The 19,635-nt window shown below is 52.7% G+C and carries 19 protein-coding genes and 1 pseudogene; 4 read left to right on the top strand and 16 right to left on the bottom strand.

Annotation, left to right across the window (positions count from 1 at the left end):
• Positions 1-2: 2 nt before the first annotated feature.
• Genes AB9F26_RS02800 through AB9F26_RS02790 form a run of 3 tightly spaced genes read right to left on the bottom strand, consistent with a single transcriptional unit; the run spans position 3 to position 2,336 of the window.
• The gene (locus tag AB9F26_RS02800) at positions 3-740 is read right to left on the bottom strand and encodes an amino acid ABC transporter ATP-binding protein (RefSeq protein WP_335586580.1); all 738 of its coding nucleotides are present in this window, start codon (positions 738-740) and stop codon (positions 3-5) included.
• The gene (locus AB9F26_RS02795; protein ID WP_335586581.1) at positions 737-1,411 is read right to left on the bottom strand and encodes an amino acid ABC transporter permease; all 675 of its coding nucleotides are present in this window, start codon (positions 1,409-1,411) and stop codon (positions 737-739) included. The genes AB9F26_RS02800 and AB9F26_RS02795 overlap by 4 nt, the downstream gene beginning before the upstream one ends.
• 55 nt (positions 1,412-1,466) lie before the next feature.
• Positions 1,467-2,336 (bottom strand): ABC transporter substrate-binding protein, encoded by an 870-nt coding sequence (locus AB9F26_RS02790; RefSeq protein WP_369756948.1) that lies wholly within the window; start codon positions 2,334-2,336, stop codon positions 1,467-1,469.
• An 87-nt stretch (positions 2,337-2,423) separates the two neighbouring features.
• On the opposite strand from AB9F26_RS02790, the gene AB9F26_RS02785 reads away from it, so the two are divergent.
• Positions 2,424-3,122 carry a FadR/GntR family transcriptional regulator gene (locus tag AB9F26_RS02785; RefSeq protein WP_335586583.1) on the top strand — a complete coding sequence of 233 codons (699 nt, stop codon included), beginning with the start codon at positions 2,424-2,426 and terminating at the stop codon, positions 3,120-3,122.
• 477 nt (positions 3,123-3,599) lie between these two features.
• On the opposite strand, the gene AB9F26_RS02780 is transcribed toward AB9F26_RS02785, so the two are convergent.
• From AB9F26_RS02780 to iolD, 6 genes are all read right to left on the bottom strand, one after another.
• Positions 3,600-4,307, bottom strand: a complete 708-nt coding sequence (locus tag AB9F26_RS02780; RefSeq protein WP_369756949.1) for an IS6 family transposase — start codon at positions 4,305-4,307, stop codon at positions 3,600-3,602.
• 320 nt (positions 4,308-4,627) lie between these two features.
• Positions 4,628-5,629 carry an inositol 2-dehydrogenase gene (gene iolG, locus AB9F26_RS02775; RefSeq protein WP_335586818.1) on the bottom strand — a complete coding sequence of 334 codons (1,002 nt, stop codon included), beginning with the start codon at positions 5,627-5,629 and terminating at the stop codon, positions 4,628-4,630.
• Positions 5,630-5,632: 3 nt separating this feature from the next.
• Positions 5,633-6,460, bottom strand: a complete 828-nt coding sequence (locus AB9F26_RS02770) for a class II fructose-bisphosphate aldolase (RefSeq protein WP_335586817.1) — start codon at positions 6,458-6,460, stop codon at positions 5,633-5,635.
• A complete protein-coding gene (locus tag AB9F26_RS02765) occupies positions 6,460-7,302 on the bottom strand; it encodes a 5-deoxy-glucuronate isomerase (protein ID WP_335586816.1) in 843 nt (280 codons plus the stop codon). The genes AB9F26_RS02770 and AB9F26_RS02765 overlap by 1 nt, the downstream gene beginning before the upstream one ends.
• A 9-nt stretch (positions 7,303-7,311) precedes the next feature.
• On the bottom strand, positions 7,312-8,295 hold the full coding sequence (gene iolC / locus AB9F26_RS02760) for a 5-dehydro-2-deoxygluconokinase (RefSeq protein ID WP_335586815.1): 984 nt from the start codon (positions 8,293-8,295) through the stop codon (positions 7,312-7,314).
• Positions 8,296-10,167, bottom strand: a complete 1,872-nt coding sequence (gene iolD, locus AB9F26_RS02755) for a 3D-(3,5/4)-trihydroxycyclohexane-1,2-dione acylhydrolase (decyclizing) (RefSeq protein WP_335586814.1) — start codon at positions 10,165-10,167, stop codon at positions 8,296-8,298.
• Between the two features lie 119 nt (positions 10,168-10,286).
• On the opposite strand from iolD, the gene AB9F26_RS02750 reads away from it, so the two are divergent.
• From AB9F26_RS02750 to AB9F26_RS02740, 3 genes are read left to right on the top strand one after another with little or no spacing between them, the layout of a single operon-like run.
• Positions 10,287-11,390, top strand: a complete 1,104-nt coding sequence (locus AB9F26_RS02750; RefSeq protein WP_369757965.1) for a Gfo/Idh/MocA family protein — start codon at positions 10,287-10,289, stop codon at positions 11,388-11,390.
• Between the two features lie 13 nt (positions 11,391-11,403).
• Positions 11,404-12,291, top strand: a complete 888-nt coding sequence (locus AB9F26_RS02745) for a TIM barrel protein (protein WP_335586812.1) — start codon at positions 11,404-11,406, stop codon at positions 12,289-12,291.
• Positions 12,292-12,302: 11 nt separating this feature from the next.
• Positions 12,303-13,460, top strand: coding sequence for a Gfo/Idh/MocA family oxidoreductase (locus AB9F26_RS02740; protein ID WP_335586811.1), 1,158 nt, complete (start codon positions 12,303-12,305; stop codon positions 13,458-13,460).
• Between the two features lies 1 nt (position 13,461).
• Here the strand turns inward: AB9F26_RS02740 and AB9F26_RS02735 are convergent, their stop codons facing one another.
• The 7 genes and pseudogenes from AB9F26_RS02735 to AB9F26_RS02705 all read right to left on the bottom strand — a co-directional run.
• Positions 13,462-14,466, bottom strand: coding sequence for a LacI family DNA-binding transcriptional regulator (locus tag AB9F26_RS02735; protein ID WP_335586810.1), 1,005 nt, complete (start codon positions 14,464-14,466; stop codon positions 13,462-13,464).
• A 209-nt stretch (positions 14,467-14,675) separates the two neighbouring features.
• Complete coding sequence (locus AB9F26_RS02730) at positions 14,676-15,449, bottom strand: ATP-binding cassette domain-containing protein (RefSeq protein WP_335586809.1); 774 nt, start codon at positions 15,447-15,449, stop codon at positions 14,676-14,678.
• 9 nt (positions 15,450-15,458) lie between these two features.
• Positions 15,459-16,532 (bottom strand): ABC transporter permease, encoded by a 1,074-nt coding sequence (locus AB9F26_RS02725; protein ID WP_335586808.1) that lies wholly within the window; start codon positions 16,530-16,532, stop codon positions 15,459-15,461.
• An 82-nt stretch (positions 16,533-16,614) separates the two neighbouring features.
• Positions 16,615-17,553 (bottom strand): sugar ABC transporter substrate-binding protein, encoded by a 939-nt coding sequence (locus AB9F26_RS02720; protein ID WP_335586807.1) that lies wholly within the window; start codon positions 17,551-17,553, stop codon positions 16,615-16,617.
• A gap of 472 nt (positions 17,554-18,025) precedes the next feature.
• Positions 18,026-18,403, bottom strand: a pseudogene (locus AB9F26_RS02715) (DDE-type integrase/transposase/recombinase); the annotation flags it as partial.
• 239 nt (positions 18,404-18,642) lie between these two features.
• Positions 18,643-18,804, bottom strand: coding sequence for a transposase (locus AB9F26_RS02710; RefSeq protein ID WP_369756955.1), 162 nt, complete (start codon positions 18,802-18,804; stop codon positions 18,643-18,645).
• Positions 18,805-19,008: 204 nt separating this feature from the next.
• A partial coding sequence (locus AB9F26_RS02705; protein WP_369767216.1) for an IS6 family transposase occupies positions 19,009-19,635 on the bottom strand: 627 nt, incomplete at its 5' end.

Here is a 19,635-nt window from a genome sequence, read left to right as displayed (position 1 = left end):
AATCAATGATTCAGCACTGCGCTGAGAAAGTTCTGCGTGCGTGGTTCTTGTGGATTTCCCAGCACTTGTTCGGGTGGGCCAGCTTCAATAACTTCGCCAGCGTCCATGAAAATTACGCGATCAGCGACCTGACTGGCGAAGCCCATCTCATGGGTTACCACGACCATCGTCACGCCTGTGCCGGCCAGCGACTTCATCACATCCAATACTTCTCCCACCATTTCAGGGTCGAGTGCAGAGGTGGGCTCATCAAACAACATTACCTGTGGCTCCATTGCCAAGGCGCGGGCGATTGCCACACGTTGTTGTTGCCCGCCAGACAGATGCTCGGGGTATTTATCGGCCTGCTCGGCGATACCAACCCTTGCGAGCAAGGCATCGGCTTGTGCGATTGCTATCTTGCGCGTGGCTTTGCGAACAAGGCGCGGTGCCAGCATGATGTTCTCGCGCACGGTAAGGTGAGGAAACAAGTTGAATCCCTGAAAAACCATCCCAACTTCAGCGCGAACTTTTGCGAGTGAGCGTCCAGCCTTAACTGGCGTACCGTCTACGCGAATTTCACTACTCGCTTCGAATGCTTCCAGCCGATTGATACACCGAATTAGTGTCGATTTACCTGATCCAGAGGGGCCGATTACACAGACAACCTCGCCTTTTTCGATTTCCAAATTGATTCCGCGCAGCGCTTCATAGGTTCCGTAAAACTTGCGAAGATCGCGAATACTTATGTAACCGCTCATGCCTTTCTCCCCGAATTAAAACGTTTCTCCAGGTGTGACACCAGCAGAACCAACGGCCAAAGGAATGCAATATAGATCAGCGCAGCCCCAATCAGCGGCGTTGGATTGGCCGCCAAGGCCTGTGCCTGCGTAGCTTGCTTCAGTAGATCGGGCATGGCCACGACCGACGCCAATGCTGTGTCTTTGATCACGTTGATCGAGTTATTTGTTAGGGGCGGAATGACAATTCGGATCGCTTGGGGCAGGATTACATTGGCTAACGTTTGGCGCGGCCTCAGACCCAGAGCTTCAGAAGCTTCGAACTGGCCTTTAGGGATTGCCTCGATGCCAGCGCGAAAAATCTCCGCCGTGTAGGCGCTGGAGACAAGGGTAAGTGCGGCTAGAACCGAAGCAAAGGACGACAATCGGAGCCCGACAAATGGCAGAGCGTAGTAAACCACGATCAAGAGCACGAGCAACGGGATAGAGCGAAAAATATCAATATATATCCGCATTAATATACGAACTGGCGCGACGCTATAGAGGCGCATCATCGCAACAGCCAGCCCCAAAGCCAGCCCCGTAACGATGCTGGTGGCACCCAACTGCAGGGTCACAATTAAGCCCTGCATGAGCATCGGAAAACTGCGCTTCAGCACCGCCATATTGAGAAATGTGTCAAAAAAGTCCATGAGGTTCTTTCGTCGCATGGCGCAGACCGCGAACGGTCCACGCCAAGATGAGTTCCTAAAGCTTCGGCATATCCAAAACCATCACAGTCGAGGTCGTCGCTTCGGGCACGGCACCAAACCATTTTTCATGCAATTCAGAAATTACCCCTTCTTCTTTAAGCCCCGTAAGGATGTCGTTGACTTCGACAGCCAAAGGCGCGTCCTTGGCGAACATCATCGAATACTTTTCACCAGTTTCGATACGTTGCACGACTGAAAGGTTAGGCTTGTCCTTCACATAATAAAGCAGTGCGGGGATGTCGGAGATATAGCCATCAATACGACCTGCGGCGAGATCGAGCATGGCGGGGGATAGACCTTCGTAGCGCTTGATGTCTGAAAATCCGACATCACCGGTATTCTCAGTTGCCCACATGTCGCCGGTGGACCCAGTGTCCACCCCAACAACCTTCTCGTTCATGTCCTTTAGATCGATGGGACCACCCGAGACGACGGTGAGTGATTGGTCGCTGTCATAATAAGGTTGCGCGAACGTCACAGATTCTAAACGCGCATCCGTGATCGTGATAGAGGACATTGCCACTTCGATCCGGCCGGATTGCACGGCGGAAAATAAGCCGTTGAAAGGAATATTTACAATTTCGACGTCACGCCCGAGCTTTTCCGCGACGGCATTAACCAAGTCGACTTCAAAGCCGACGAAAGCGCCCGATTCGTCCTGAAATTCCCACGGCACATTGCCAATATTTGCGCCCACTATGAGCGTATCGGCAACTGCCGCGCCGCCAGCCAAGCTGGACACGACAAGTGTAAGTGCAGAGATTTTGCTGATTTTTCCAAACATGAGTAGATTTCCCTGTTGTTTTGTTGAATTTAAATTCAAACTGGTATGACCGGTCTGTCCGGTCATACCAAAACCAATCACGGTACTTGCCGTCTTGCAACCCCATAAGATTGGATTGGGAAAAAAAAGTGGCTATACGAGAGTAACTGCCAAAACAAAGGGCACTTCATGGACTATTCCACCGACAAAAGTTCCGTCACCCAAACCGTTGCGCGCCAATTGCAGGAAATGATCCGCTCGGGATCTTTGGCGAAGGATGAAAAGCTCCCGTCTCAACGTGTTTTATCAGAACAGCTAGGTGTCTCACGCACCTCTCTCCGCGAAGCGCTTTTGACATTAGAAACGTTGGGGCTAGTGCGAACCCTTCCGGCGCGCGGCACATTTGTGGTTGGAATAAACACACAAGAGGCCCGCGGTCAGGATCCGTGGCGTTTTGACGAACAATACAGCATTCTGGATGTATTCCAGTCGCGCATGATGATTGAAACCGAGATGTGCCGTCTCGCAGCGCCACATATTAACGATGCCGTGGCGCAAAAACTGCGCGAAGTCACAGATCAGTTTGAGCTTGCATGGACCCGAGGGGATCTGGTGACACATGTTGAAGCAGATCTAATGTTCCATAGATTGATAGCGCAGGCCTGCCCCAATGCCATGCTGCGCCGCCTGTATCATTCTGTCAGCGACTTGTTGACTGAAAGCCAGCGAGTGCCGATTCCCAGCACGGCGTTGGCTCGAATGAATGCCTCGATGGAGGAGCATCGTACAATTTTGCACGCCTTAACGAGAAATCGGCCTGAGGATGCAGCCAACGCGATGCAGGCTCATATCCGAAACACCGCTGCCTGTGTCGGAATATCGATCTAAGCGGGCTCTGTGGTGGTGTCATGTGTGGACGTATATGGACCCCGCCTTTTTGCAACGCCTTAGTTAGAGCTGATTTTGATCGTTGCAGGTTGCGGTCATGTGTCCCGTTGCCGGCAGTGCATGCAAAGCATGCATGAGAGGGGTCTGTTGACGCGGTGCATGTGACCGCTGGCCTTCCCTCTCAGCGATGCCAGCATCGCCTGCCGGGCAGCGGATGAAGTCCGCGTACCGAGTCCCAATCAGACGAACGAGCTTTAAAGCCCAGACAGCACCCTTAGCCGCAATGCAGCTTCGATACTTGCGATGAATGTCCAGTTTCGGCGGTGAGCTTAACACTTCCCGCGGCGAACGGCGGCTTTCATTAGGCGCCGTAAGACCGCAGAAGATCAGTCACGATGACATGGGGTCGACCATATCGTTTCATGGTGGTGTCAGACCAATTCGAACTCGTCTCAGCTAGGCCAGTGAGACTGCCCTTTATGCCGCGCAAAGACCGCGCCACTCAGCCAGAGCGGCGGCGCGGTTGGCCTTGAAGTGATCGCGTTGGGAGAGGCTTCGGTCCTGGTTAAAATGGTTGTGGATGGAAGCGTGGACAGCAACGAATTTCTGCAAGGTTCGCATGCGCCTAAAGCGGATCATGGCGCGTTCTCGTCGTCGAAACGGCAAGTGGGAGTTCTCGGCGCGATTGTTTTTCCAACGACCCGTTTCCTGTTTCGCCGCGTTACCAATTACCTTCATCGCGGCGCCATATGAGCGAAGTTTGTCAGTAACTAGCACCTCGGCTCTGCCATGACGTTTCATGGCTTTCTTGAGGAATTTCAACGCGGCCTTATGATCCCGACGCTTGGTGACATAGCTTTCCAGCACTTCTCCTTCATGGTCAACAGCCCGCCATAGATAGTGCAGTTCGCCGTTTATCTTCACAAAAACCTCATCGAGGTGCCACTGCCAATTCGAGTAACATCGCATCCGGCTGACCCGCTTTCTACGGATCTCAGCTGCAAACATTGGGCCCAATCGGTTCCACCAGAAACGGATGGTTTCGTGGCTGACATCGATGCCTCGTTCATGCAAAAGATCTTCCACATTTCGAAGCGAAAGTGGAAATCGAACGTAGAGCATCACTGCTAGACGGATGATTTCAGGACTCGTTTTGAAGTAGCGAAAAGGGGAGCGTTTTGCCATAATCAAACACTAGTTGGTTGACCTGCCCCGCTCAAGTCAGTTTCCTCTGACAGCGCCGTTTCGTGGAGTAAATCCTCCACGTTTCGAAGTGAGAGCGGAAACCGAACGTAAAGCATCACCGCTAGACGGATGATTTCAGGGCTCGTTTTGAAATAGCGAAAAGGGGAGTGTTTTGTCATGGCCCTAAGCTAGTTACTTACCCCCGCCCCGCCCCGCTCAAGTCAGTTTCCTCTGACAACACCTGCCCGCCAAATCGATGCGGCATAAAGGGCAGCGTCACTGCCCTTGCTGAGACGAGTTCGATTTTCTCTAATAGCACCCTAATTGGGGATATCGCCAAAGTGATGCGATAGGCCGTCGCGTGCTGCCGCATCAGCAGCGTCCGCAAGTAACTGTGCGTTCAAGCCATCTAAGCCGGAAGGCCACATAACGCCGCCCGATTGCACCACATCAACAAAATGAATCATTTCTGCACGGTAGGCAGCAGCATAGCGCTCAAGGAAAAATGGCTGCGTTGGCGCTGTTCGGGATCCTGAACCATTTGAAAGTTCCACCGTGTTTTCAAGCATATTTTCCGCTCGCAACATACCTAAGGAACCGTGGACCTCAATGCGTTGGTCATAGCCATAAGTGGCACGACGCGAATTGCTAATTTGACACAGTTTTCCGCTAGCTGTTTTAAGCGTCACAACAGCGGTGTCAAAATCACCCGCTTGGCCAATTTCGGGGTCCACAAGGCAGGAGGCTGCAGCCGTGAGTTCAACGGGTTCTTCGCCAAGCAAAAAACGCGCCATGTCAAAATCGTGGATCATCATATCGCGAAAAATGCCACCAGATGTTTTGATATAACCGATGGGAGGCGGGGACGGGTCGCGCGACAGGATCGTAACAATTTCAACGTTGCCAATCACTTGGTCGGTTATTTGTTTTTGCAGAGCGGCAAAGCTTGGGTCAAAGCGACGGTTAAAGGCTGTCATAAAGGGGACACCAGCTTTTTCGACCGCTGCCAAGCATTCGCGGATGCGGTCCACTGACAAATCCACCGGTTTTTCACAGAAGATCGCCTTGCCATTGGCGGCGGCCGCATGGATCAAATCATAATGTGTTGTTGTCGGTGTTCCAATGACCACGGCGTCGATTCCGCGATCGAGTAACACCTCTTCGCTACTCATCACTTTAGCGCCCAAATCCTGCGCCAGAGCCTCCGCCGCGGCGGGCAGAAAGTCAGAGACAGCAACAACGCGGGCTTTATCCATCCCCTTGAGGGTTTTGGCATGAACTTGGCCGATGCGGCCGCAACCAAGAAGTCCGATATTAAGCATTGGTCAGCCTTTCAAAGCAGAGAGAACGCGCCGAGCGGCGGCTACTGTGGGATCGTGGGTTTCCTTTAGGATGGACACACGATCAAAGCGTTTTGGATCTGCGTTTATCGCCGTGCGCATCGCTTCGCCAAAGGCCATGCGCAATTCGGTACCGATGTTGAATTTGCAGATATTGGTACTGTGCGCAAGACGGGCGCGTTGTTCTACCGGAACGCCAGACCCGCCGTGGATGACCAGTGAGACTGTTGTTGCCGCTTGGATGGCGGCAATGCGACCTTCATCCAGCCCACCTTCTTTGTTTTCCTGTAAATGCACATTTCCAACGGAAATCGCCATGGCGTCGACGCCAGTTTCCACCGCAAAAATGGCCGCTTCCGACGGGTCAGTGCCTGCGGATTTTTCGCCATTGGAATAGCCAACAAAACCAATTTCGCCTTCGCATGAAATGCCTGCCGCATGAGCGATTTCTGCTATTTGTTTGGTTTCTTTAATGTTCTCGGCCAGTGGCTTGCGAGAGCCATCATACATCAGCGATGTAAATCCGCTATCGAGCGCCAAGGAACATTCGTCATAGGTATAGCCGTGATCAAGATGAGCCACGACTGGAACAGAGGCGTTTTCGGCTAAATACCGGAACATTTTTCCCAGCACGGGCAGTGGCGTATGTTCCCGACATCCAGGTCCCGCTTGTAGAATTACAGCGCAGTTTTCCGCTTCGGCAGCCGCTACGAAGGCGCGCATATCCTCCCACCCAAGTGTGACCAATCCGCCCACGGCATAGTTGCCTTTTAAGGCGGGTTGAAGCACGTCGGCTAAGGTTACAAGGGGCATTATTTAAACTTCGCAATCATGTCTTTGATGCCTGGAATGGTTTCCAATTGATAGGCATGGCTGGGTTGGAAATATTGCACCAAGGAGCGTTGAGACAAACCACCCAAAATGGTGAAATAATACATCTGATAACCCGGAAGAACCGCGCAGGGATGGTAGCCAGAGTCCAGACAAATCGTGGAGCCATCAACGATGTGATATGCGTCGCCTGCCTTGCCGTCTTCCCTTTGTAGCATCTGAACGCCGGAACCGTGGTTGGGTTTGAAACGAAAATTGTAGGTCTCGTCGTGGCGTGTTTCTAGGGGGAGGCGGTCTGTGTCGTGCTTGTGACTTGGAAATCCAGACCAACCGCCTTCACCAACGGTGAACAATTCAGAAACGAGCAAGCGCCCAACTTTTCCGTGGTATTTTGTACCGAGGATGTGCTTGATTTTGCGGTGGGTTTTGGTGTCGTCAGAACCATATTGAATTTTGTCCAATTCGTCGGACCGTACGGCAAACGCATCCAAAACCTTGTCATAGCGCGCGCCTGCGACGAAGACTTCTGCGGTGTCACTTGTACAAACCATGGTCGCACGTGCCGCTGTCGGTACATACACGCCTTCGGGTTCGCCATCCCACACGTCAGCTTTGCGCAGGCCAAGGCCGCTCACTTTGAACCCTTCGATATCCACTTCAATCGTACCTGTCGCTGGGACAATGCAGGTTTCATATCCGGGAACCGAATACTCAAATGCTTGCCCCTTCGTCAATTTGACAATGTTGAAATAGTTCAACGGGACAGTGGCATCATCAATATCTACGATCGGATTGTTGTTGTTATCAAATGGCGCAATATGCATGAATTTTTCCTAGCTTTCTGTTGGGCCGGAATGGTCGGCCAGAAATTTTTCGAGTGTTGCAGTGTCTGCCATCGCGGGCGCGCAGCCCGGACGTGACACGGTGATGGAGGCGCAAGCAGAGCCACGCAAAATAGCTGTTTTTAAATCGTAACCACCGGCGATTGAGGTCAAGAAGCCAGCCATAAAGCTGTCTCCCGCACCTGTGGGTTTCAGAGCCGAAACCGGATAAATACCCGTGCGAATTTCCTGCCCATCGACAAAAGTAATCGCCCCTTCATGTCCCATTTTGTAGACCACTGCGGCGGCCGTTGTTTGGGAAAGCTCGCGCGCCTTGGCCAGCCCTTTTTCGACGCCACCTGCCATGAAGCCGAATTCTTCGTCATTGCCTACGATCATGTCGCTCTGCGCTGCGGCACGGCTTAAAACATCCGCGGCAACTTCAGCAGATGGCCATGAGTAGGGCCGGTAATCCACATCGAAAATAATGGGCAGACCCGCAGCTCGGGCCAAATCAAATGCATGAAATGTTGCAGCGCGAGAAGGTTCAGCGGCAAAAACGGTGCCCGCGGTAATAAGGGCGCCAAAAGCGTTATAATCAACAGCCGACACATCCGATTTATCCATTTGGAAATCGGCCGCACCGTTGCGGTAGATTACCGATTGGTGGTTTTCGACACGGGTTTCATAGACGGCCAGCGAGTTGCGATATTCGCCGCCAACGGGGGTTACATGGGTAGTATTCACGCCGTATCGTTTCAATTGATTGATGCAATACCGCCCGACGCTGTCGTCTGATACGCGCGTAACCAACGCAGCTTTGCCACCAAGTTTGCAAATTCCTGCTGCCATATTGGCTGAAGAGCCACCCAATCCAACTGTCATTGTGACAGCGTCTTCGGTCGCCGTGCCGGGAGGGTCGGGAAAGAAATCCATTCCCGCGCGTCCGATGACAACAAAATTGTTGGATTTAATTCCGTCAAAAAGTGTGGACATTTATAAGCCCTTCCGCTGCCGGGGGCGGGTCGCCTCCCAATCTTTGTGGGCGGTATTTACGCGCTCGCTTTTTGAGGTATGAGGCGTCCCGACTTCCCACCACGCGTGGCCCTCTGTTGTCCAGCCGTCATAAGGATCGACCTTCATAACGATGACATAAGTTTGCGTTGCGGCTTTCGCGCGCGCAAATGCATCCGCCAATTCGGCAGGGTTTTCAATGGTTTCCGCCAGCGCCCCCATGGAGCGCGCATGGGCTTCGAAATCGACACTCACTTGATGTGTAGCGGTGGGGGTGTCCGAAATGAGGTTGTTAAAGCTCTCGTTTCCAGTGTTGTTCTGGAGTTTGTTAATCACCGCAAATCCACCGTTATCCAAGACAAGAACAATCAGTTTCTTTTCGGTGAGGACCGAGGAATAGATATCCGAATTCATCAGCAGGTAAGAACCGTCGCCCGTGAAAACGATGGTGTCTTGGTTTGGTTCGTTTTCGGATTGAGCAATGCGCGCGCCCCAACCACCAGCAATTTCATAACCCATACAAGAGAAGCCAAATTCAACATCGACCGTGCCAATGTCCAAAGTGTTCCAATTTGCGGTGACTTCGGCGGGCAATCCGCCTGCGGCGGCAACGATGCGGTCGCGGGAATCGCACGCAGCGTTCACAACGCCGATGGCCTGTGCATAGGAAGAGGGGCCATTTCCAAGGCTGGTGTTTTGGGCTACATAGGTATTCCACTTGCTGCGTTCGTCGCGGGAAAATGCTGTCCAACCGGCGGGGGTTTGATATCCTGAAAGCTCATCGCTCAGCGCGGTAATTCCCAGTTTTGCGTCGCCCACAACGGTCAACGACATATGTTTCGCCGCATCATGACGCGCGGCGTTCAACCCGATGATCTTTGCGTCCTTCGCGAAGGCTGTCCACGAACCGGTCGTGAAATCCTGAAGGCGCGTGCCCACCGCTAGAATGACATCCGCTTGTTCTGCAATTGTATTCGCCGAATTCGAGCCCGTAACCCCAATAGGACCAATGTTTAGGTCGTGGGTCGCGAGCATGTTGGCGCGACCTGCAATGGTTTCCACCACGGGAATATTATGCGCTTCGGCAAATTTGGTCAGCTCGGATACGGCACCCGAATATTGCACACCACCGCCTGCGATAATCATCGGACGTTTGGCAGACTTTAGAAGCGCCACGGCATCGGCAACCTCCGCCATGTCGGGGGCTTGGCGGCGAATGCGATGCACATGTTCATCAAAGAATACGACGGGGTAATCATATGTCCAACCCTGAACATCTTGCGGCAGTCCAATGAACGCGGGGCCGCAATCGGCGGGGTCCAACAGTGTGGCGAGGGCTGCGGGGAGGGATTGGAGGATTTGCGCGGGATGGGTGATGCGATCCCAAAAACGGCTTACGGATTTGAACGCGTCATTGAGACCAAGGCTCGGATTGCCAAAATGTTCCAACTGTTGCAGCACTGGATCGGGGAGGCGGGTCACAAACGTATCGCCACACAGCATCAAAACTGGGAGGCGGTTGGCGTGGGCCAAGGCGGCACTGGTCAGAAGATTGGCCGTTCCGGGGCCCGCGGAGGCCGTGCAAAACATAAATCGACTCCGCAGATTGGCCTTGGCGTAAGCTGCGGCAGCAAATCCCATGCCCTGCTCATTTTGGCCGCGATAAAGAGGCAATTCATCTTTGTGGGTGTAAAGAGCTTCGCCTAAACACGTGACATTTCCATGACCGAAAATGCCAAAGCCACCGCCACACAGTCGAACGCGTTCTCCATCAATGTCAATGTATTGCGCTGCCAAATAGCGTACAATTGCCTGTGCAACTGTTAGGGTAACCGTCTCGTTCGCTTGTGCCAAAGTGCTCTCCACGCGTAGTCATTTGAGATGCGCAACGTTATGGGTATTGACCCCTGCGCATAAACAAGGTTACATAATTTGCAACCGGTTGCAATAGTGCTTTTACTTTGGGGGGCGGCATGACGAAAATAGGCATAGGGATTGTTGGCGGCGGCTATATGGGCAAAGCGCATGCTGCGGCCTACGGCTCTGTTGGGAGCCTTTTTGAAACCCCATTGCGCCCTGTGTTGGAAATGGTCTGTGCAACGTCGCAGGAAAGCGCACAGACATACCGTGACAAATATGGATTCGCCCGAGCAACGACCGATTGGCGCGCTCTTGTGGAGGATTCAAAAGTTGAGGCCATTGTGATTGCGTCTCCGCAATCAACGCATTGTGAAATCGCGAAGGCGGCATTTGCGATCGGCAAGCCGGTGTTCTGCGAAAAGCCGCTTGGGGAATCTCTGGCGCAAAGCCGTGCTATGCTGGCTGCAGCTGAGGCTTCTGGTTGTGTTAACATGGTTGGGTTTAATTACATTCGTACGCCTGCGTCGCAATACGCCCGCCAGTTGATTGCCGATGGGCGCATTGGCGATGTCACTTGGTTTCGGGGCGAGCATACGGAGGATTTTCTGGCCGATGCCAGTTTGCCAGCAACATGGCGCACGCAAGGCGCGGCCAATGGGACGATGGGCGATTTGGCCCCGCATATGATCAATGCAGCACGGGCGCTGATTGGTCCGATTGCCTCGCTCAATGCAAACGTAGAAACCGTGCATGCCAACCGCCCTGGCGGTATTGTTACCAACGACGATCAGGCGCAAATGATGTGCAAATTTGAGAATGGTGCACAGGGGCATCTGTTCTTTAGTCGTGTCGCGACGGGTCGTAAGATGGGCTACGCCTATGAGATCTTTGGCACCAAAGGCGCAATCCGCTTTGATCAGGAAGACCAGAACGCGCTGCATCTCTATACAATGGAAGGTCCAGAGGCAGAACGCGGTTTTCGCAAGATACTCGCGGGACCAGCCCATCCGGATTATTTGGCATTTTGTCAGGGGCCAGGCCACGGCACGGGGTACCAAGACCTTATCATTATCGAGGCGCATGATTTTCTGCGTGCCATCCACGAAAAACGAAACATCTGGCCGACTTTCTCCGAAGGTATGGAAGTCAATCGGGTCGTCGCCGCTGCACTCGCGTCGAGTGAAAAACAAGCCTGGGTTCAGATCTCAGATTTTTAAAAAGGGTAATAACATGATTAAAATAGGCAATGCGCCCTGCTCTTGGGGCGTGGAATTTGCAGATGATCCGCGTAATCCCGCGTGGCGCAAAGTTTTGCAAGAAAACGCAAGCGCGGGCTTCACCGGCATCGAACTTGGACCTGTAGGGTTTATGCCAGAAGACCCAGCAATATTGGCAGATGCCTTGGCTGAATTTGGCCAAGAACTGGTCGGGGGCGTTATTTTCCGCCCGTTCCATGATCCTGATATGTGGGACAACGTGATGGACGGTGCCGTCCGGACGTGCGAGGCCCTAAAAGCACATGGCGCAGAGCATTTGGTGCTCATCGACAGTATATCCCCACGCCGCGCGCCGACCGCAGGACGCGCGAGCGAAGCTGAGCAGATGGACAAGGCGGAATGGACGGCCTTTCGTGACCGCATCGCCACTGTCGCGCGTTTGGGGACCGAAGAATACGGCCTAAAGGTTGGCATTCACGCCCACGCTGCTGGGTTCATTGATTTTGAACCGGAGTTGGAGCGCCTTTTAAGTGAAGTCGATGAAAACATCCTGAAGATTTGTTTTGATACGGGGCATCATTCCTATGCTGGTTATGATCCCGTTGCGTTTATGAAGCGGCATATTGATCGCATCAGCTATATGCACTTCAAGGATATCGACCCCAAGGTTAAAGCCGATGTTGTGGCCAAGCGTACGGATTTCTACACGGCTTGTGGGCAGGGAATTTTCTGTAATTTGGGCGACGGCGATGTTGATTTCCCCGCTTTACGGCAGTTGTTGTTGGACAATGATTTCAATGGCTGGTGCACCGTTGAACAGGATTGCGACCCTGAGGGCGACACCTCGCCTATCGACGACGCAAAACTGAACCGCAACTATTTGCAATCCATCGGATTCTAGGGAGACACCGCATGAAAAAATTGAAATGGGGTATGATTGGCGGCGGTGAAGGCAGTCAAATCGGCCCAGCACACCGTTTGGGTTCGGGCTTGGATGGATTGTTAGAGTTCACCGCAGGGGCGTTGGATCACCGCCCTGAGCAAGGCATTGAATACGGCCAGCGCCTTGGATTGGGGGATCGCGCCTATGGCGGTTGGCAGGAAATGCTGGAGGCAGAAAAGCAGCGCGGCGACGACAAAGTCGATCTGGTGACGGTTGCCACTCCAAACTCGACGCACTTTGAAATCACCAAGGGGTTCCTTGAGGGCGGTTTCCATGTGCTCTGTGAAAAACCCATGACGATGACCGTCGAAGAGGGTGAAGAGATTGTCAAAATTGCCGAAAAAACGGGTAATATTTGTGCCGTGAATTATGGCTACTCTGGCTATAGTTTGGTGCGCCATATGAAGGCAATGATTGCGCGCGGAGACATTGGCAAGGTGCGGTTGGTGAATGCAGAGTTTGCTCATGGTCATCACGCGGATGCCGCCGACGCAGAGAACCCACGCGTGCGTTGGCGCTATGATCCCGCTTTGGCTGGCGTTAGTGCGCAGTTTGCGGATTGTGGTATTCACGCGATGCATATGGCCAGTTTTGTAACAGGCCAAGAGGTGACAAAATTGTCTGCAGATACAGTGTCTTGTCTGTCGCAACGTGTCCTGGAAGACGACGCAATGGTCAACTTCCGCATGGATGGCGGTGCCGTTGGTCGGCTTTGGACTTCGAGCATCGCGATCGGGCGCCAGCATGGTTTGGGTATTCAAGTTTTTGGCGAAACAGGCGGTTTGCGTTGGAGTCAAGAGCAGCCAAACCAGCTGTTTTACATGCCTCTGAATCAACGGTTGCAGGTCATTGAACGGGGTGAGGCAAATCTCTCGCCTGAAGCGGATCGCACCTCGCGTGTGACCATTGGCCATGCAGAGGGAATGCCTTTGGCATTTGCGAATATCTATACCGACTTAGCCGAAGCAATTCACGCCCGCAAAGAGGGGCGCGCAATGGATCCTGCGGCCGATTTGTATCCAAAGGCCGTGGACGGATTGCGGTCAATGGCGGCGGTTGTAGCCGTTGCAAAATCGGGAAAATCGGATGGCGTGTGGTTAGACGCTCGTCCGCCGATGTTCCAATAAATTAAGGGCAGGGCGCGGGACGCAAAGTTCCGCGCTCAATCACCTCACAATCGAAAAGATGGGCTTCTGGCGGGATGCTTTGGTCTTGGATCAAAGCTGCAACTCGCTCAATGGAGGCCGAAATAATTTCAACTAAAGGGTTGCTGATTGTTGTAAGGTTGATGTTGGCCCAACTCGCCATTTCCATATCGTTCAACCCGATCAAACCCACATCTTCGGGTACGCGCAATCCGGCGGTTTGCAAGGCGGACAAAGCCCCGATGGAGAGCACGTCATCTCCGCAAAAATAGGCTTGTGCCGGCTTGCTAGCTAAGAGGCGAAGCATTTCTTTACGGCCTGCTTCAAAGGAATAAGCGCTTGCAAAACTGGTCGTGCAAGAAATGCCCTTATGCGCGGCAATTTCGCGGACAAACCCCGTTTCGCGATCAAGGGTGGAGGTGGCATATTGGGGACCACCCAGAAAGGCGACCTCGTTGTAACCCCGTTCAATCAAAGTACGCGCGGCCATTCGGCCTGCTGCAATATTGTCAATCCCTAGAACATCCACAGTTGGGTTTTCCAAATGGCGACCAAATGAATGGACAACCGGTACGCCCGCGTCACGGAATGCCCGAGCAAACCCAGGCTTTAAGGTTGACGAGGCAACAATCACCCCATCAACGGAGTATTGGCGCAGCATTCGCACCGAGGCTTCAGGCTCAGTTTCATCCGTTAAATTGACCAGCAAGGGGCGCAATCCGCGTTCCTGAAGTCCACGCGTAAACAGATCAAAAACCTCAAGGAATATCGGGTTGTGAAAATTGTTAGAGACAAGGCCGATCATTTTGGTGCGGCCTGTGGTCAAGGAGGAGGCCAGCGCGTTCGGGCTGTAGCCCAAAGTCAACGCGGCGCGCATGACTTTTTCGCGGGTCTTGAGGGAAACGGAGGCACCTTCGGTGTAGGTCCGTGAAACGGCTGAACGTGACACGCCTGCAAGCTCGGCCACATTTTTCAGAGTTACGGCCATCGGACCTCTCCTCGATTAATTATCCGCGTCTGTCCTATAGTCAATTGTCGCGAAACGCCACGTGCAAATACCCGCTACGCCAAGGAAAATAACAGCCCACATGGCCCGCCCGGTAGATAATTCAAACAGACCCCATCCAAAGAGAACGGCAACGATTGCCACACGTATCCATATGGGCGCAAAGAAGGGGCCTGTGAGGTCAATTAGTTTCACGCAGCGCCCGCATATTCAGCGCCGGTTTTCGCACCAGTGATATAGGCTACGACATCCTGCCCATCGGTTTCATCCTTGTTGAGATTGGCCACGATACGTCCTCGGCGGAACACGATAATCCGATCCACCAGATCAAAAACTTGACGCATGTTGTGGCTGACCAAAATAAGGCTTTCGTTCTGTTCTTTCAACGTGCGAATGATGTTTTCAACCTGCGCGGTTTCTTGCACCCCAAGGGCTGCCGTAGGCTCATCCATGATGGTCAGTTTTGACGCAAATGTTGCCGTGCGTGCAATGGCGACACATTGGCGTTGACCGCCTGACATATTGGCAATCGTGTTGCGGATGTTGGGGATTTTAACGCCCGTTTTGACCAAGCCGGCCATTGTTGCTTCGCGCATTGCTTTGTAGTCCAACAAACGAAAGGGGCCAAGAAAGTTCATTTTGGTGACTTCGCGACCCAAAAACAGATTGTCTGGGACGTTAAGATCATCGGCCAAAGCCAGCGTTTGAAACACAGTCTCAATCCCTGCTTCGCGCGCATCCAAGGGGCCGGAAAAATGCACGTCCTTGCCGTCAAAAGTGACCGTGCCACGCGTACGTTGCTCGACGCCGGTGATTTGACGCACAAACGTGGACTTCCCCGCTCCATTGTCCCCCATAATCGCGACGTGTTCGCCCTTGCGTAGGATAAAATCTGCACCCTCAAGGGCGTGAACGCCGCCGTAATGTTTGGTGAGGCCTTTGGTTTCTAGAATAATATCTGACATTTTACTCTCCTAAGACCGAGCTGCCGCACGTTGTTGTTGCAATTGATCGAGGGCAACCGCACCGACGATAATCCCGCCGAGCACCATTTCCTGATAATAGGCCCCGAGCCTTAGGAAGGTGAAGCCCGATGTAATCACACCGATAATCAACGCACCAATCACGGTACCAATGATAGAGCCACGTCCGCCGAACAACGACACACCGCCAATAACGGCCATCGCGATGGCGTCCAATTCGTAGGACAGGCCCATGCCCGATTGCGCGGTCAAGTTTTTAGAGGTCAAAATCACAGCAGAGAGACCAGCGAGCATCCCCGCGATTGCATAGACCAGCACCAGATGACGCGGAACATTGATGCCCGACATCCGCGCGGCCGCTTCGTTGGAGCCAATCGCGTAGGTGTGTTTTCCATAGACCGTGTAGTTCATAATCAAGTGAAATAGTACCGCGAGCGAAAGGAAAATGATCACGGGCATCATACCCGCACCGATTTTCGCATAGGCTTCGGTGGGGAAGGAAACGGGTTTGCCGCTAGACCACCACTGCGCCACACCACGCGCGAAAAGCATCATGCCAAGGGTCGCAATGAAGGGTGGAATGCGCGAATAGGCCACAAGAATACCGTTGACCATCCCAGCAATTATCCCGCAACCTAGCCCGACAAATATAGGAACGATAACTGGCAAATCCAGAAACGCAGGACCGAAAATTGCTTTTGGGTTTGGGCTGCCGTTCACGATCGAAACCTGTGCAAAACTCATGGCGATCATCGCAGTGGCACCCAAGACCGATCCAGAAGACAAGTCGATGCCAGCAGTGATGATCACTTGCGTTACACCCAGAGAGATGATGCCGATAATGGCAACCTGAATGATGATAATCCGCAGACGCTGCTCGTTGAAAATACTGTCAAAGCGGTCGGTTGTGTCGAACAGGAGGCTTTGTCCCATGAAGACCGCCCCGAGGACTTCGAAAACAATAACGATCAAAATGAGCGCACCCAAGACGTTCAATTCGTTTGGCCACTGCCGTTTTGTCTTGTCGTAGGTCAGTCCGCCCGTTCCGTGGCTTGTGTCTGACATCAGTCAGCCTCCAAAATTGTGTGGTTTTTGTGCGATATGGGGCAGCGAGAGGCCGCCCCATATGTTGGCTTGAATTGGTAGCTTACTGCATGAATTCGCCGATATTTTCAGGAGTGACCAGCTTGAAGGGAATGAAGACAGTTTTGTCTACAGCTTCGCCTCTTGCCAATTTCAACGCGGTGTCGATGGCGCCTGATCCTTGACCTGCAAGGTCTTGGAAAACAGTTACGTCCATGTCGCCCGCTTGCATGGAAACAAGCGCATCCGCTGTGGCGTCAACGCCGCCAACAACCACGTCATCCATAGAAATACCGGCAGCCTTCATAGCTTGAATCGCACCGATTGCCATTTCGTCATTGTTGCCAAAGACGGCATCAAATGGTTCGCCAGAGGAGATCCAGTTTGTCATCAAATCTTGCGCTTTATCACGTGACCATTCAGCAGTCTGCTTGTCGATCAGTGTGATGAAGTTACACATGTCCATGCCGATAACGTCTTCGAAGTCTTTCGAACGCTGAACTGCTGCTTGGTTGGAAAGCTGTCCCATCAACATATAGGCTTTAGCACCACCAGACTTACCCTGCGCGCGCAAATCTTGACACATGCGGAACGCGGCCAGTGTGCCGGATTCAATCTCGTTGGACGCAACAAACGCCTGACCTACGGGCAACGTGTCCATGTTTACAGGCTGTCGGTTTACATAAACCAGAGGCACACCCGCTGCGGCGGCGGCATTAGACATCGCTTCAGTCGCGTTCGTATCCACAGCATTCACGATGATCGCATCAACGCCGGAAGCGATGAAATTGTTGATCTGGTCAAGCTGTTTTGCAACGTCATCTGTTGCATCTTCAACCTGCAAGCTAACATCGGGTAGGGTGTCGGCATGGTCGGTCATGCCATTGCGCATAACAGTCAAGCCGTTGTCATCAAAACGTGCAACCGATACGCCGATTTGCTCGGCGAAAGCGGTTGTGCTCAACAAGGCTGTGATACCTGCGGCTAAAATAATCTTTTTCATTTGTATCCTCCCATTGCGTGCCCGGCACACAGTTTTTTACCGGGACCTCATATTGAGGCGTTTTTTTTCAGAAGTCTTCCATCGTCATTGTGGCATTCGGAATTAGTCCAAAACTGTTGAAAACAAGGTGTTGGGCTGCGGGGCACCTCAAATATTAATCTCAGAGCGCAAAGCGACAAAAGAAGAAACTTTTACGCCTCGATTTAACTTCAAGATTAATTTTCGGAATGTTCCCTAAGTTCACGACCCACCCTGATTCGTAGTTTACTTTAACCCAGTTTAATATTTTTGCAACCGGTTGCACAGACCGGCGCGATAAGCTCATTCGAAAGAGGAAATCACTGAAGCTGTGACCTCAAGTTGGGTTGCGACATTTTTTCTATCTCAGTTTTCTAATTCTTCGGTGAAGGCTTCGGTTGGTGGTGTCAGACGAATTCGAACTCGTCTCAGCTAGGCTAGGACCCCTGCCCTTTTATGCCGCACAAAGGCCGCGCCACTCAGTCAGTGCGGCGGTGCGGTTGGCCTTGAAGTGATCGCGTTGGGAGAGGCTTCGGTCCTGATTCAAATGGTTGTGGATGGAAGCGTGGACAGCAACGAATTTCTGCAAGGTTCGCATGCGCCTGAAGCGGATCATTGCCCGTTCCCGTCGTCGAAACGGCAAGTGCGAATTTTCAGCGCGATTGTTTTTCCAACGACCCGTTTCCTGTTTCGCCACGTTACCAATTACCTTCATCGCGGCGCCGTATGAGCGAAGTTTGTCGGTTACTAGCACCTCGGCTCTGCCATGACGTTTCATGGTTTTCTTGAGGAATTTCAATGCAGCCTTGCGATTTCGACGTTTCGTAACGTAGCAACTGTCTTAATTCAGGCCGTTATTTTGCGATAATCTTGGCCTGCTTTCAACATCGCATTTATGATGGTTAGTAGCTTTCTTGCGCACGCCGTCACGGCAAGTTTCACTGGTTTTCCTGCATCCTGAAGCTGCTTGCGGAATGCCTTGAAGTTGAAATCATGGCGCGACGCGATGAAAGCCGCGAGATAGAGTGCGCGCCGGACATTAGCCCGCCCACCCCAAATGCGGCGTTTGCCTTAGAATATGCCGGAATCACAAGCGTGCGGCGCCAAGCCAGCAAGTGCTGCGATCTTTCGCCGATCTAACTGTCCGAGTTCTGGCAGTGACGCAATCAGCACTGCCGCCAAAACAGGCCCAACCCCAGGGATTGTTTGCAGTCGAGTGTGATCCTCGACCAACTTTTCATGCTGTTGAATATGGCCGTTTATTTCGGCATCGCAACGCTTGAGATGTCGCGCAAGAATGCGCAGAAGGCCACTGATTTGGCGACGGATCCAAGCGTCACTTGTCTGAGCATGTCGGTTTCGCTCCCGCCCGATTGTCGCCGTGGGTGGTGTCAGACAAATTCGAACTCGTCTCAGCTAGGCCAGTGAGACTGCCCTTTATGCCGCGCAAAGACCGCGCCACTCAGCCAGAGCAGCAGTGCGGTTCATTTTGAAATGATCTCTTTGGGAAAGGCTGCGCTCCTGATTGAAGTGGTTAAAAACGGATGCATGGACGGAAACAAATTTCTGCAAGGTTCGCATGCGCCTAAAGCGGATCATTGCCCGCTCCCGTCGTCGAAACGGCAAGTGCGAATTTTCAGCGCGATTGTTTTTCCAACGACCCGTTTCCTGTTTCGCCACGGCACCAATTACCTTCATCGCGGCGCCGTATGAGCGAAGTTTGTCGGTAACTAGCACCTCGGCTCTGCCATGGCGTTTCATGGTTTTCTTGAGGAATTTCAATGCAGCCTTGCGATTTCGACGTTTCGTAACATAGGACTCCAACACCTCACCCTCGTGATCTACGGCACGCCATAGATAGTGCAGTTCGCCGTTTATCTTCACAAAAACCTCGTCTAGGTGCCATTGCCAATTCGAGTAACATCGCATCCGACTAACCCGTTTTCTACGGATCTCAGCTGCAAACATTGGGCCAAATCGGTTCCACCAGAAACGGACGGTTTCGTGGCTGACATCGATGCCTCGTTCATGCAGAAGATCTTCAACATTCCTAAGCGACAATGG

The organism is Falsihalocynthiibacter sp. BN13B15, from assembly GCF_041205415.1.
Classification (GTDB): Bacteria; Pseudomonadota; Alphaproteobacteria; order Rhodobacterales; family Rhodobacteraceae; genus Falsihalocynthiibacter; species Falsihalocynthiibacter arcticus.
This window is presented reverse-complemented; position numbering and strand designations above follow the sequence as displayed.

Excerpts from the sequence above, each read along its gene's own strand:
- AB9F26_RS02800 (WP_335586580.1), bottom strand. The coding sequence starts at position 740 with ATGAGCGGTTACATAAGTATTCGCGATCTTCGCAAGTTTTACGGAACC.
- AB9F26_RS02795 (WP_335586581.1), bottom strand. The coding sequence starts at position 1,411 with ATGGACTTTTTTGACACATTTCTCAATATGGCGGTGCTGAAGCGCAGT.
- AB9F26_RS02785 (WP_335586583.1), top strand. The coding sequence starts at position 2,424 with ATGGACTATTCCACCGACAAAAGTTCCGTCACCCAAACCGTTGCGCGC.
- AB9F26_RS02780 (WP_369756949.1), bottom strand. The coding sequence starts at position 4,307 with ATGGCAAAACGCTCCCCTTTTCGCTACTTCAAAACGAGTCCTGAAATC.
- iolG (WP_335586818.1), bottom strand. The coding sequence starts at position 5,629 with ATGCTTAATATCGGACTTCTTGGTTGCGGCCGCATCGGCCAAGTTCAT.
- AB9F26_RS02770 (WP_335586817.1), bottom strand. The coding sequence starts at position 6,460 with ATGCCCCTTGTAACCTTAGCCGACGTGCTTCAACCCGCCTTAAAAGGC.
- AB9F26_RS02765 (WP_335586816.1), bottom strand. The coding sequence starts at position 7,302 with ATGCATATTGCGCCATTTGATAACAACAACAATCCGATCGTAGATATT.
- iolC (WP_335586815.1), bottom strand. The coding sequence starts at position 8,295 with ATGTCCACACTTTTTGACGGAATTAAATCCAACAATTTTGTTGTCATC.
- AB9F26_RS02750 (WP_369757965.1), top strand. The coding sequence starts at position 10,287 with ATGACGAAAATAGGCATAGGGATTGTTGGCGGCGGCTATATGGGCAAA.
- AB9F26_RS02745 (WP_335586812.1), top strand. The coding sequence starts at position 11,404 with ATGATTAAAATAGGCAATGCGCCCTGCTCTTGGGGCGTGGAATTTGCA.
- AB9F26_RS02740 (WP_335586811.1), top strand. The coding sequence starts at position 12,303 with ATGAAAAAATTGAAATGGGGTATGATTGGCGGCGGTGAAGGCAGTCAA.
- AB9F26_RS02735 (WP_335586810.1), bottom strand. The coding sequence starts at position 14,466 with ATGGCCGTAACTCTGAAAAATGTGGCCGAGCTTGCAGGCGTGTCACGT.
- AB9F26_RS02730 (WP_335586809.1), bottom strand. The coding sequence starts at position 15,449 with ATGTCAGATATTATTCTAGAAACCAAAGGCCTCACCAAACATTACGGC.
- AB9F26_RS02725 (WP_335586808.1), bottom strand. The coding sequence starts at position 16,532 with ATGTCAGACACAAGCCACGGAACGGGCGGACTGACCTACGACAAGACA.
- AB9F26_RS02720 (WP_335586807.1), bottom strand. The coding sequence starts at position 17,553 with ATGAAAAAGATTATTTTAGCCGCAGGTATCACAGCCTTGTTGAGCACA.